The organism is Streptomyces sp. NPDC000151 (assembly GCF_040301705.1).
In the GTDB taxonomy this organism is placed as follows: Bacteria; Actinomycetota; Actinomycetes; order Streptomycetales; family Streptomycetaceae; genus Streptomyces.
Genome location: NZ_JBEPFC010000188.1, coordinates 1 through 12,621, shown reverse-complemented (window position 1 = coordinate 12,621; position 12,621 = coordinate 1). Strand labels below are relative to the sequence as shown.

Below are 12,621 nucleotides of genomic sequence, written 5' to 3'. Positions count from 1 at the left end.
CGGGACGCGGCGGTGCAGTCGCTCAAGGCGGCGGCCGCCGCCGCGCTCGCCTGGGCCGTGACGGGCTGGTGGTGGGGCGCGCCGATGGCGCTGATGGCCCCGTGGACGGCGGTCGTGCTGGTGGAGCACACCGTCTACCGGTCGGTGCGGTCCGGGCTGCAGCAGCTGGCGGTGATCGCGGCCGGCACGGTCATCGCGGCGGGCGCGGCGACACTGACCGGCAACAAGATGGGCGCGATGCTGCTCGCCCTCCCGCTCACCGTCCTGCTCGGCAATTACGCGCGCTTCGGGCGGCAGGGCATGTACGCGTCCACGACGGCGCTGTTCGTGCTCGCGTACGGCTCGTACTCGCTGTACGACATCGGGCACCGGCTGCTGGAGTCGGTCATCGGCGCCGCCATCGGGATCGCGGTGAACGCCCTGGTCTTCCCGCCGGTGCACGCCCGCAGCGTGCGGCACATGCTCTACACGCTGCCGCGGGACAGCGCCGACCTGCTGCACACCATCGCCGACGGGCTGCGGGAGGCGGGCGACGAGGGGTACGGCCCGGAGGACGCCGAGGGCTGGCAGGACCGGGCGCGGCGGCTCGCCAACGCCGTCACCGACCTGCACACCGCGCGCAGCTGGGACCAGGAGAGCTACCGCCTCAACCCCGGTTACCGGCTGCGCCGCCGCGGCCGCCCGGCGCCGTCGGCGGACTGGGACGAGACCTGGGACGGGATCAGCGAGCACCTGAAGACGCTCACCCGGACGCTGCGTGAGGCGGCCCCCGACCGGCACGACCTGGCCCCGCCGCCGCCCGGCGCGCTCGGCCTGGCCGCCGATGTGCTGGACGCGGCGGGGGACGTCTGCGAGGACGACCTGTACCTGCTCGACGAGGGGCCGGAGGAGGAGCGCGAGGGCCGGCGGGCCGAGGACCTGGACCGCGCGTGGGAGGCGCACCGCCGGCTCAAGGACTGGCTGCCGGAGCTGGACGGGGACTCCTCCGTCTCGCTCGGCGGCCTGGTCGCGGAGATGCAGCGGCTGCTGTACGCGCTCGGACCGCAACTCCCGCTGCGGTCCAGGGCGGCGTGAGGGCGCGTCGACCGCGGCGGCCTCAGGACGCCTTCTTTTTCTTCTGACTCTTCTGGTCCTGCTGGGTTTTCCGGCTCTTCTGGGTGCGCTTCTTCGTGTCGCCGCCGGACTTCCCGCTGCCGCCCTTCGCCCGGTCCACGCTGGCCTGCAGGGCCTCGCGCAGGTCGATGACGTTGGTCGCCTTCGGCGCCGGCTCGGCCTTCTCCACCGTCTCGCCGGTGCGCTTGGCCTCCACGAGCCGCTGCACCTTCTCCTGGTACGTGTCGTGGTACTCGTCCGGTTCCCAGTCCACGGACAGCGCGTCGATCAGCTGCACCGCCGTCTGCAGCTCCTTCTTGTCCGGCTTGGCGCGCTCCGGCAGGGTCGGCAGTTCCTTGTGCGGGTCGCGGACCTCGTCGGCCCAGTGCAGGGTGTGCAGGGTCAGGATGTCGTCCTCGGCCTTGACGGCGACGAGGTACTCGCGGTTGCGCATCACGAACGTGGCGATGCCCGCCTTGTTCGCGTGCGCCAGCGCCTCCCGCAGCAGGCCGTAGACCTTGGCGTACTCCTTGCTCTTGGGCGCGAGGTAGTACGTCTTGTCGAAGAAGATCGGCGCGACCGCTGCCAGGTCGACGAAGCCGGTGATCTCCAGGGACTTGGACCGGCCCGGCGCGATCTCGTCCAGCTCCTCCGGCTCGACGAGCACGTACTCGTCCCCGGCGTCGTAGCCCTTGACGATGTCGTCGTACGCGACTTCCTTGCCGGTGCGTTCGTTGACCCGCTTGTTGCGCACCCGGTCGGAGGTGCCGCGCTGGAGCTGGTGGAAGTGGACCGTGTGGCTCTCCGTCGCGGTCACCAGCTGTACGGGCAGGGAGACCAGCCCGAACGACAGCGCACCGGCCCAGACTGCGTGTGCCACCTGCCGCCACCTCCTCGTCCTCCCATCGCACCCCGTACCGGCGGGGTCCGCATCCCGGTGTGCGCCGTACGGAGCACACCGGGGGAGGGCGGAGGTTTGGGCTCCCGTGAGCGTGGCACTCGGCTTCCCGGCCGAGCGGCCGGCCATGGGAGAGATGGGAAAGCGCCGGGCCGGAAGGGTGAATCCGGCCCGGGGCGACCATGCCGGGGGGAAGGGCGGCCGCGCCGGGCCGCCCCGTGTGCGGTCAGGTACGGCGCTCCTCGACACCGAGGCCGAGCGCCCGGGCGATGTCCTGCACATTGGCGAACCGCTCCCCGCCCGGGAGGTTCTCGGCCCGCGCCAGGACGCGGTCCGGCGCGTTGTTGTCCCGCAGGGAGTCCAGCACGGCGGCCCGGTCGGCGGGGTAGATGCTGGGGTCGAGGTGGCGGGCCAGGTCCGACCGGATCTCCACGTCCTCGGCGGACATCCCCGGGGGCGTGCCGCCTTCGAGGGTCCCGTCGGGCGAGCGCTGCACCGCCGGCTGGTCTTCGCCCGCGGGCTCGGGCTCGTGCTCCTCCTCCACCCGGATGCCACGATTGGCCCGCAGCTCGCCCTCCAGGCGCTTCTTCACCTCGTCGTCCTGCAGCGGGCTGTCCGGCCCGCTCCCCTTCTCGGCCATGTCTTCCTCCAGAGGTCGGTGCTGTTGGGCTGCGTGCCGCCGGGCCGTCCGTCGCCGCGCGTACGGTGGTCGCGGTGACCTGCCGCGGCGCCTCCGGAGTGCCCGTCGGCGCGGCACCGGAAACCCGAAATGATCAGCTTCGGTCCAACGGCGCAGCGGCCCGGAAGCGGCCCGGCCCGGCGATCGGTTCAGGCGGTCTTCGGGTGGCTCGACAGCGGCGGGGTGGGCGCGCCGCTCGCGTTCCGCAGGCCGCTGAGCAGCGCGCCCACCGCCTCGGCCGCGGTGCTCTCCGGCCGCCAGCCCAGCTCCTCGCGCGCCCGGCCGCAGTCCATCAGCGGCAGCCCCAGCACCGCGTCGAACAGGTGCGGCGAGGCGCGTACCAGCCGCAGCCGCCAGCCGGTACCGAGCGCGGCGCGGGCGGCCGCGGCGGGCATCCGTACCGTACGGGCCTTCAGCAGCCGCGCCAGGAACGGCATGTCCACCGGCGGCTCGGCCGCGAGGTTGAAGGCGCCGCGCGCGTCGCCGAGGACGGCCAGCCGGTACGCCCGGGCCGCGTCGTCGGTGTGCAGTACCTGGAAGCGCAGGCCCGGGACGTCCGGCAGGAACGGCAGCAGCCCGGGCCGGGCCAGCCGGCCGACCGGCGCGGGCACCGCGGGCCCGCCGAAGATCCGGCGCTGCTCGGACGCCGCCTCCTCCTTGAAGAGGAACGCCGGGCGCATCCGCACCACGCGCATACCGGGGTGCTCGCGCTCGTATCCGTCCAGTACCCGTTCCAGGTACGCCTTCTCGCGGCAGTACGCGGCGTCCGGCCAGCCGTGCGTCGGCCAGGACTCGTCCACCTTGTGGTCCTTCGGGCCGGGGGAGTAGGCCCCGACCGAGGAGGCGTGGACGAGCGCGGGCACCCCCGCCCGGGCCGTCGCCTCGAAGACCCGCAGGGAGCCGAGGACGTTGGTACGCCAGGTCTGCGGTGGGTGGTGGGTGGGCTGGAAGGCCCAGGCCAGGTGCACGACGGCCGCCGCGCCCGCGAAGTCCGCCGCGAGGTCGCACTCCTCGTCCGCGATGTCGGCCGCTGTCCAGGTGGTCTTCGGCGGCGTGTCGCGCGGCGTGCGGCGCGCGATGCAGTGGACCACGTCGATCTGCGGGTCCTCGCTCAGCACACGGACCACGCTGGTGCCGACGTTGCCGGTGGCGCCGGTCACCACGACCCGCCGCTCGGGGACACTGCTCATGAGCTGCTTCCTCTCCTGCCGCAGGCGCGGTGCGCCGACGGGTGGACAGTGCCCGTGTTGGGTGCCCCGCGCGGCCGTCGTTACACGTCGGAGCCGATGTCCAGCTGCTCCAGCGGGTGCAGCGCGGGGCCGTTCAGCACCATGCCCTCGGTGGAGAAGCGCGACCCGTGACAGGGGCACTCCCACGCCGTCTCCGCCGTGTTGAAGGCGACCAGGCAGCCCAGATGCGTGCAGCGCGCCGAGACCGCCTGTACCGTGCCGTCCTCGTCGCGGTACACCGCGCACCGCCGGGCGCCGATCCGTACCACCGCGCCGGTCCCCGGCGGGATGTCGGCGACGGAGTCGACGTGCGTGGTGCGCAGCCGGTCGCCGATGAAGTGCTGGGCGACCTTCGCCTGGTGGCTGAGGAACGCGGGCGCCTCGCGGACCGGGCCCCACAGCCGCCGCGGGTCGTACAGACCGGCCCACGGCGGCGGGTCGCCGCTGATCAGCCCGGCGATCAGGCGCCCGGCCAGCGCGCCGCCGCTGAGCCCCCAGCCGCCGAAGCCGGTGGCGACGTAGGTGTGCCGGGCGCCGGGGTGGAACGGCCCGATCAGCGGCACCGTGTCGGTGGAGTCATTGTCCTGGGCCGCCCAGCGGTACGCGACGTCCGTACCGGGGAAGTGCCGCTCGGTCCATTCGGCCAGCCGCCGGAAGCGCGCGACGGCGTCGCCCGTGCCCGGCGGGAACTGCTCCCCGGTGACGACCAGCAGCCGCCGGTCGGTGCCGTACGGCGCGGTGCGCACCGAGCGCTTGCCCTCCTCCTCGGTGATGTACATGCCCCGCACGTCGCGGTCCGCCTCGATCGGGGCCGCGACCACCAGCTCCCGGCGGGGCGAGAGCCGGGTGAAGAGCAGCGCCCGGTCGAACACCGGGTAGTGCGTGGCGACGACCACCTCGCGGGAGGTGACCGTCGCGCCGGTCTCGGTCGTCACCCGGCACGGCGCGCCCTCGTGCAGCCCGGTGGCGCGGGTGCGTTCGTACACCTCGCCGCCGTGCTCCCGCAGGTCCTCGGCGAGCGCCAGGAGGTACTTGCGGGGGTGGAAGAGCAGCTGGTCCTCGACGCGCACCGCGCCGGCCACGTCGAACGGCAGCCCGGTCTCGGTGACGTAGGAGGCCGGCAGCCCCGCCTCCTGCGCCGCGTCGGCCTCGGCGCGCAGCTGGTCGGTGCCGGCCCGGTCGCGGACATAGGTGTACGCGGGGAAGCGCTCCAGCTCGCAGTCGATGCCCAGCTCCCGCGCGACCTCGGCGACGCGCTCGACGGCGCCCTGCTGGGAGACCGCGTAGTGCAGGGCCGCGCCGCCGCCGCGGGTGCGGCGCAGCTTGTCGTAGACCAGCGTGTGCAGCGCGGTGAGTTTGGCGGTGGTGTAGCCGGTGACGCCGGCGGCGATCCGGTCCGCTTCGAGGACGACGACGCGGCGCCCCGTCCGGGACAGCTCCCACGCCGTGCTGATCCCCGCCATGCCGCCCCCGATGACCGTGACGTCCGCGTCGGTGTCCTCGGTCAGCGGGGCGTACGACGTGGTGTGCGCGCTGGCCATCCAGTACGACTCGTCGATGCCGGGAAGGTCTGAAGTGTGGGACATGCGGGGACGGGTGCCCCTGCCGGGCCGGGCCGAAGCCTGCCGGTCCGGTGATGCGCCCGTACGGAGGGGCCGCGGCCGCCGGGAAGCGGTGGGGTGACCGGGGCCCGCCCGGTGTTGCGGGTTCCGCCGGGATCCGGACCATGGAAGGGGGCGACCCGGGTGAGGAGGCGGCATCATGGGCGGCGACCTGCTCGCGGCGGTGCGGACCTCGGGGCGCTACCGGACCGTCGCGGAGGCCGAGCGGGCGGTCCAGCACGTACTGGCGGCCTTCGCGGGCCAGCTCACCGGCGAGGAGCGGCTCGCGTTCCTCAGGTCGGTGCCGCCCGAGGCCGGGCGGATCATCGCCGGCGGGATAAGGGACGAGCGGCCCCGCACCGCGTGCGAGTTCGTGGACAGCGTGGCGGCCCGCACGGAGGGCGCCACGCACGCCACCGCGCGCTGGGACGCCAGCACCGTCCTCACCGCCATCGGCGCCCACCTGGGCGAAGAGCTGCTGGAGCGGGTCCTGGCGCAGCTGCCCCGGGGCTACGCCCTGCTGTTCGGCCGCGCCGACCTCACGCCCACCGCCTGATCTGTTCCTTTTCCGGCGCTGGGACGTTTGGCCGTGCCGTCGCATGGCACCCGTGCGCCGGGCCATGGGCTCCATGGGGATGGGAAAAGCGCCGGGCCGGGACCGTCGTACCGGCCCGGCGCGCACCCCTGTATGGAAACGACACCCCCATAAGGAAACGACAGAGCCATTCGGCCCAATCCTGCCCGATCGGTCGAGTTGCGGCGTTACGGACTTGAGGTAACGGGAACTCGTCCGATGGCGCCCGGAGGGTCCGGACGCGCCGCTTCCGCGAAAGGTGGCAGCACTCATGGGGCACGGCGGCGACGTCATCGAAGAACTGACCACCGACCACCGCGAGGTGACCGAGCTCTTCCAGCAGATCGAGAGCAGCACCCCGGGCTCGGACGAGCGCAAGCGCCTCGCCGACCACCTGACGATCGAGCTGGTCCGGCACTCGGTGGCCGAGGAGCAGCACCTGTACCCGGCGGTGCGCAAGCACCTGCCCGAGGGCAACGCGCTCGCCGACAAGGAGATCGCCGACCACAGCCGGGTGGAGGAGCTGCTGAAGAACCTGGAGAAGACCGGCGCCGAGCACCCCGACTTCAACCACCTCGTCGTCAAGCTGCGCACCGAGGTCACCGAGCACGTCAGGGACGAGGAGGGCCGGCTCTTTCCGCAGCTGCGCGACGCCTGCCCGCCGGAGGAGCTGGCGGCGCTCGGCGAGAAGATCCGCAGCGCCAAGAAGTCGGCGCCCACCCGCCCGCACCCCAAGTCCCCGACCACTCCGCCCGCGAACAAGCTGCTGGCACCCGGCGCGGGGCTGGTCGACCGGGCCCGCGACTTCGTCACCGGACGCGGCAAGAAGTAAGCACGGCCCAGCAGTCACGCCACCTGGGTCACCTACGTCAACGAGGAGAGACCAGCAGACATGCCTACCGCACGCGACATCATGTCCCCGGGCACGGAGTGCATCGGTGCCGAGGACAGCGTCATCGAGGCCGCCCGGCGGATCACCTCGCTCGGTGTCGGGGCACTGCCGATCTGCGGCACGGACAACAAGCTCAAGGGCATGCTGACCGACCGCGACATCGCTGTGAAGGTGCTCGGGACAGGCAAGGACCCGGAGAAGACCACGGCAGGTGAGCTCGCGCAGGGCGAAGCGGTCACCATCGGCGCCGACGACGACGCCGAGGAGATCTTCGCGACCATGGCGCACCACAAGGTCCGCAGGCTGCCCGTCATCGACGGCCACAGCCTCGTCGGCATGGTCGCGCTGGCGGACGTCGCCCGCGCGCTGCCCGACCCGCAGGTCGGAGACCTTCTCGAAGCGCTTTCGACGGACTGAGGCGCCGGCCCGCCGGTTCCCCGGTACGCCCGCCCGTACGGCCGGCGGGCGTACCGGTGTCACCGGCGGGCGTACGCACGTACGGACCGGGACACCGAGGCGGCGGGACGGACGAGGAAGGTGACCATGGCACCGAACGAGGAAGCGGCGCTCACCGATCGCAAGCGTGCGGTGGCGGGCGGGGTCGCGGACCTGGACGCGGGCGCGCTGGAACGGGCGCTGCGCGAGCGGGTCGACGGGGAGGTGCGCTTCGACGCGGGCAGCCGCGGCGCGTACGCCACGGACGGCTCGAACTACCGCCAGGTGCCCATCGGCGTGGTCGCGCCCCGGAACGTACGGGCGGGCGCCGACGCGGTCGCCGTGTGCGCGGAATTCGGGGCGCCGGTGCTCTCCCGGGGCGGCGGCACGAGCCTGGGCGGCCAGTGCACCAACACCGCGGTGGTCATCGACTGGACGAAGTACTGCCATCACCTCGTCTCGGTCGACCCGGAGCGCCGCACCTGCGTCGTCGAGCCCGGCATCGTGCTGGACGACCTCAACCGGCAGCTGGCGGAGTACCGGCTGAAGTTCGGGCCCAAGCCGTCCACGCACAGCCACTGCGCGCTCGGCGGCATGATCGGCAACAACTCCTGCGGCGCCTCGGCGCAGGCGTACGGCAAGACCGCGGACAACGTACGCCGCATGGAGGTGCTCACCTACGACGGCACCCGGATGTGGGTCGGTGCCACCTCGGACACCGAGTACGAGGAGGCCGTGGCCGGCGGCGGGCGCAAGGGCGAGCTGTACCAGGGCCTGCGGCGCATCGCCGACCGCTACATGGGCGACATCCGGCGGGGCTACCCGCGCATCCCGCGCCGTGTCTCCGGCTACAACCTCGACGCGCTGCTCCCGGAGAACGAGTTCCACCTCGCCCGCGCCCTCATCGGCAGCGAAGGCACCCTGGTCACCGTGTTGCACGCGGAGCTGGACCTGGTACCGGTACCGCCCTTCGAGGCCATCGTGGTCCTCGGCTACGACGACATCTGCACCGCGGCCGACGACGTGCCGCGGCTGCTGAAGCACTGCCGGCCCAGCCAGCTGGAGGCGCTGGACGGGCGGATGGCCCAGCTCATGCGCGAGGAGGGCGCGTTCCTGGACTCCATCGAACGCTTCCCCGAAGGCGAGAGCTGGCTGCTGCTGCAGTTCAGCGGCGACAGCCAGGAGGACGTCGACGGGCAGGCGTGCGACCTGCTGCGGGCCATCGGCCGCCGCGAGGACGACCCGAGCGTGGCGTTCTCCGACGACCCCGAGCGCGAGCAGAAGATGCTCAAGGCGCGCGAGGCCGGGCTCGGCGTGACCGCCCGCCCGCCGGACGACCGGGAGACCTGGGAGGGCTGGGAGGACTCCGCCGTACCGCCCGACAAGCTCGGCGACTACCTGCGCGACCTGAAGAAGCTCTTCGCGGAGTTCGACTACGACCACCCGTCCCTCTACGGGCACTTCGGGCAGGGCTGTGTGCACACCCGCATCCCCTTCGACCTCAAGACCGCCCAGGGCGTCGCCGACTTCCGGGCGTTCGTGCACCGCGCCGCCGACCTCGTCGCCTCCTACGGCGGGTCGCTCTCCGGCGAGCACGGGGACGGGCAGGCCCGCGGCGAGCTGCTGCCGAAGATGTTCGGCGAGCGGCTGGTCACCGCGTTCGGCGAGCTCAAGGCGCTGTTCGACCCGGACGACCGGATGAATCCCGGCAAGGTCGTCGCGCCCCACCGCGTCGACGAGAACCTCCGGCTCGGCCCGCACTGGCGCCCCGAGAGCCACGCCACCCACTTCGGCTATCCCGAGGACGACCACTCCTTCACCCGGGCCGTGATGCGCTGCGTCGGCATCGGCAACTGCCGTACCCACTCCGGCGGCGTGATGTGCCCCTCCTACCGGGCGACCAACGAGGAGGAGCACTCCACCCGGGGGCGCGCCCGGCTGCTCTTCGAAATGCTCGGCGGGCACGGTGACTCGCCCGTCACCGACGGCTGGCGCTCCACCGAGGTCAAGGACGCCCTGGACCTCTGCCTGGCCTGCAAGGGCTGCAAGTCCGACTGCCCGGTCGGCGTCGACATGGCCACCTACAAGGCCGAATTCCTCGCCCACCACTACGAAGGGCGGCTGCGGCCCGCCGCGCACTACTCGATGGGCTGGCTGCCGCTGTGGGCCCGGCTCTCCCGGCTCGCCCCGCGGCTGGTCAACGCGGCGCTGACCGCGCCCGGCCTCGGACGCCTCGGGAAGCTCGCGGCCGGGGTGGCCGGGGAGCGTGCGGCACCGGTCTTCGCCGAGGAGTCGTTCGTCCAGTGGTGGCGGGCGCGCGGCACCCCGGAGCCCGACCCCGCCGACCCGCGCACCGTGGTCCTGTGGCCGGACACCTTCAGTACGTACTTCCACCCCGCCATCGCCAAGTCGGCGGTGCGGGTACTGGAGGACGCGGGCTTCCGCGTCGCCGTGCCCACCCAGGCCGTGTGCTGCGGCCTGACCTGGATCTCCACCGGCCAGCTGCGCACCGCCAAGCGCGTCCTCGGGCGCACCCTGGAGGCGCTGCGGCCCTGGCTGGAAGCCGGTACCCCGGTCATCGGCCTGGAGCCGTCCTGCGCCGCCGTCTTCCGCGCCGACGCGCCCGAACTGCTGCCGGAGAACGAGGACGTCCAGCGGCTGGCCGGACAGTTCCGCACCTTCGCCGAGCAGCTGCTCAACCACGCGCCCGACGACTGGCGGCCGCCCCGGCTGGCCCGTACCGCCACCGTGCAGACCCACTGCCACCAGCACGCCGTACTGAAGGACGACGCCGACCGGGAGCTGATGCGCCGGGCCGGCATCGAGGCCGACGTGCTGGACGAGGGCTGCTGCGGGCTGGCCGGCAACTTCGGCTTCGAGCGCGGCCACCACGACCTGTCGATGAAGGTCGGCGAGCTCGGCGTGCTGCCCGCCGTACGGGACGCCGCGCCCAGCGCCCTGGTCATCGCGGACGGGTTCAGCTGCCGTACCCAGATCGAGCAGGGCGGCACGGGGCGCCGCGCGCTGCACCTCGCCGAGGTCCTCGCGCTCGGCCTCGACGGGCCGCTGCCGGCCACCGGGCCCGAGGCGCTCGCCCTGCGGCCCGCCGCCCGGGCCGGGGACGCCCGGCTGCTCACCGCGGGCGCGCTGGCCGCGCTCGGCGTCGCCGCCGCCGTCGCCCGGTCGGCGGCCCGCCGCCCGCACCGCACGTCACCCATGCGAAATGAGAGGTAATACCAGTGTCGATCAAGGTGTCCGACTACGTTCTCCAGCGGCTGCGCGAGTGGGACGTCGACCACGTGTTCAGCTACGCGGGTGACGGCATCAACGGCCTGCTGGCCGCCTGGGGGCGGGCCGACAACAAGCCGGAGTTCGTCCAGGCGCGGCACGAGGAGATGGCCGCGTTCGAGGCGGTCGGCTACGCCAAGTTCTCCGGCCGGGTCGGCGTCTGCGCCGCGACCTCCGGGCCCGGCGCCATCCACCTGCTCAACGGCCTCTACGACGCCAAGCTCGACCACGTGCCCGTCGTCGCCATCGTCGGCCAGACCAACCGCAGCGCCATGGGCGGCTCCTACCAGCAGGAGGTCGACCTGGCGAGCCTGTACAAGGACGTCGCCTCCGACTTCTGCGAGACGGTGACCGTCCCCGAGCAGCTGCCCAACTGCATCGACCGGGCCATGCGCACCGCGATCGCGCGGCGGACCGTCACCGCGATCATCATCCCCGCCGACGTGCAGGAGCTGGACTACTCCCCGCCGCAGCACGCGTTCAAGATGGTGCCCTCCAGCCTGGGCATGGCCCAGTACGCGCCGGTCCCCGCGAATCCCGAGGTGGCCCGCGCCGCGAAGGTCATCAACGAGGGCGAGAAGGTCGCGATCCTCATCGGGCAGGGCGCCCGCGGCGCCCGCGCCGAGGTCGAGGAGCTGGCCGACGTGACCGGCGCCGGCGTCGCCAAGGCGCTGCTCGGCAAGGACGCGCTGCCGGACGACCTGCCGTACGTCACCGGCGCCATCGGCCTGCTCGGCACCCGGCCCTCGTACGACCTGATGATGGACTGCGACACCCTCGTGGTGATCGGCTCCAGCTTCCCGTACACCCAGTTCATGCCCGAGCTGGACCAGGCGCGCGCCGTCCAGATCGACATCGACCCGCACATGGTCGGCATGCGCTACCCCTTCGAGGTCAACCTCGTCGGCGACGCCAAGGACACGCTGCGGGCGCTGCTGCCGCAGCTCAAGCGGAAGAAGCACGGCGCCTGGCGCAAGAAGATCGAGAAGGACACCGGGCGCTGGTGGGAGGTCATGCAGCGGCGCGCCGCCGTGGACGCCGACCCGATCAACCCCGAGTACGTCGTGCACGCCCTGGACCAGCTGCTGCCCAACGACGTGATCCTCGCCGCCGACTCCGGCTCCGCCGCCAACTGGTACGCGCGCCACCTGCGGATGCGCGGCGCCATGCGCGGCTCGCTGTCCGGCACCCTGGCCACCATGGGCCCCGGCGTGCCGTACGTCATCGGCGCTAAGTTCGCGCATCCGGAGCGGCCCGCGCTGGCCATCGTCGGCGACGGCGCGATGCAGATGAACGGCATGGCCGAGCTGATCACCGCGCGCAAGTACTGGCAGCAGTGGTCCGACCCGCGGCTCATCATCGCCGTCCTCAACAACCAGGACCTCAACCAGGTGACCTGGGAGATGCGGGCGATGTCCGGGGCGCCGCAGTTCGAGCCCTCGCAGCACATCCCCGACGTGCCGTACGCGGACTTCGCGCGCTCCATCGGTCTCGGCGGCGTCCGCGTGGAGAAGCCCGGCGACGTGGAGTCGGCGTGGCGCCAGGCGCTCTCCGCCGACCGCCCGTTCGTCATCGACTTCCGCACCGACCCGGCCGTGCCGCCCATCCCGCCGCACGCCAGCCTGGACCAGATCGAGGCCGCGGCCACCGCGATCCTCAAGGGCGACAGCGACCGCGCCGACGTGATCAAGCAGGGCTTCAAGGCCAAGGTGCAGGAGATGCTGCCCGGTCACCGCCACCGCGAGGACCGGCCCGGCACCGAGGACGGCAAGAACGCCTGATGACGGACGCGCACGAAGGGCGTGACGGGCCCCCGGTGGAGTCGGGGGGGGGGGCGGGGTTGAAAGGCCGCAGCGCCGCCCCCGGGGGGGGGGGGGCCCCCACCAGGGAGAGCGCGACCCCGGGGCGGGGGTCCGGGCGCGGCGGCGGGGCC

The 12,621-nt window shown here is 73.1% G+C and carries 10 protein-coding genes; 6 read left to right on the top strand and 4 right to left on the bottom strand.

From position 1 onward, the window contains the following. The coding region (locus ABT381_RS32360; RefSeq protein WP_351600512.1) for an FUSC family protein at window positions 1-1,074 on the top strand (1,074 nt) is incomplete at its 5' end. Window positions 1,075-1,096: 22 nt separating this feature from the next. Here ABT381_RS32360 and ku read toward each other — a convergent pair. The 4 genes from ku to ABT381_RS32340 form a co-directional block, all read right to left on the bottom strand. Further along, window positions 1,097-1,972 (bottom strand): non-homologous end joining protein Ku, encoded by an 876-nt coding sequence (gene ku, locus ABT381_RS32355; protein WP_351600509.1) that lies wholly within the window; start codon window positions 1,970-1,972, stop codon window positions 1,097-1,099. A gap of 244 nt (window positions 1,973-2,216) precedes the next feature. Further along, window positions 2,217-2,630 (bottom strand): DUF2795 domain-containing protein, encoded by a 414-nt coding sequence (locus tag ABT381_RS32350; RefSeq protein WP_351600507.1) that lies wholly within the window; start codon window positions 2,628-2,630, stop codon window positions 2,217-2,219. A 188-nt stretch (window positions 2,631-2,818) separates the two neighbouring features. Then, entirely contained in the window at window positions 2,819-3,859 is a 1,041-nt protein-coding gene (locus ABT381_RS32345; RefSeq protein ID WP_351600505.1) for an NAD-dependent epimerase/dehydratase family protein, read from the bottom strand. An 80-nt stretch (window positions 3,860-3,939) separates the two neighbouring features. Beyond that, a complete protein-coding gene (locus tag ABT381_RS32340) occupies window positions 3,940-5,484 on the bottom strand; it encodes an FAD-dependent oxidoreductase (protein ID WP_351600503.1) in 1,545 nt (514 codons plus the stop codon). A gap of 175 nt (window positions 5,485-5,659) precedes the next feature. Here ABT381_RS32340 and ABT381_RS32335 point away from each other — a divergent pair, with 175 nt between their 5' ends. The 5 genes from ABT381_RS32335 to ABT381_RS32315 all read left to right on the top strand — a co-directional run bounded on the left by ABT381_RS32335 (window position 5,660) and on the right by ABT381_RS32315 (window position 12,469). Continuing rightward, window positions 5,660-6,055 (top strand): DUF2267 domain-containing protein, encoded by a 396-nt coding sequence (locus ABT381_RS32335; protein WP_351600502.1) that lies wholly within the window; start codon window positions 5,660-5,662, stop codon window positions 6,053-6,055. A 289-nt stretch (window positions 6,056-6,344) separates the two neighbouring features. Next, window positions 6,345-6,905 carry a hemerythrin domain-containing protein gene (locus ABT381_RS32330; RefSeq protein ID WP_351600501.1) on the top strand — a complete coding sequence of 187 codons (561 nt, stop codon included), beginning with the start codon at window positions 6,345-6,347 and terminating at the stop codon, window positions 6,903-6,905. A gap of 60 nt (window positions 6,906-6,965) precedes the next feature. Then, the gene (locus tag ABT381_RS32325) at window positions 6,966-7,382 is read left to right on the top strand and encodes a CBS domain-containing protein (RefSeq protein WP_351600500.1); all 417 of its coding nucleotides are present in this window, start codon (window positions 6,966-6,968) and stop codon (window positions 7,380-7,382) included. 126 nt (window positions 7,383-7,508) lie between these two features. Continuing rightward, window positions 7,509-10,634 carry an FAD-binding and (Fe-S)-binding domain-containing protein gene (locus tag ABT381_RS32320; protein WP_351600499.1) on the top strand — a complete coding sequence of 1,042 codons (3,126 nt, stop codon included), beginning with the start codon at window positions 7,509-7,511 and terminating at the stop codon, window positions 10,632-10,634. Between the two features lie 11 nt (window positions 10,635-10,645). Then, window positions 10,646-12,469 (top strand): thiamine pyrophosphate-requiring protein, encoded by a 1,824-nt coding sequence (locus ABT381_RS32315; protein WP_351600514.1) that lies wholly within the window; start codon window positions 10,646-10,648, stop codon window positions 12,467-12,469. Window positions 12,470-12,621 lie beyond the last annotated feature (152 nt).

Excerpts from the sequence above, each read along its gene's own strand:
- ABT381_RS32340 (WP_351600503.1), bottom strand. The coding sequence starts at position 5,484 with ATGTCCCACACTTCAGACCTTCCCGGCATCGACGAGTCGTACTGGATG.
- ABT381_RS32345 (WP_351600505.1), bottom strand. The coding sequence starts at position 3,859 with ATGAGCAGTGTCCCCGAGCGGCGGGTCGTGGTGACCGGCGCCACCGGC.
- ABT381_RS32350 (WP_351600507.1), bottom strand. The coding sequence starts at position 2,630 with ATGGCCGAGAAGGGGAGCGGGCCGGACAGCCCGCTGCAGGACGACGAG.
- ABT381_RS32330 (WP_351600501.1), top strand. The coding sequence starts at position 6,345 with ATGGGGCACGGCGGCGACGTCATCGAAGAACTGACCACCGACCACCGC.
- ABT381_RS32320 (WP_351600499.1), top strand. The coding sequence starts at position 7,509 with ATGGCACCGAACGAGGAAGCGGCGCTCACCGATCGCAAGCGTGCGGTG.
- ABT381_RS32335 (WP_351600502.1), top strand. The coding sequence starts at position 5,660 with ATGGGCGGCGACCTGCTCGCGGCGGTGCGGACCTCGGGGCGCTACCGG.
- ABT381_RS32325 (WP_351600500.1), top strand. The coding sequence starts at position 6,966 with ATGCCTACCGCACGCGACATCATGTCCCCGGGCACGGAGTGCATCGGT.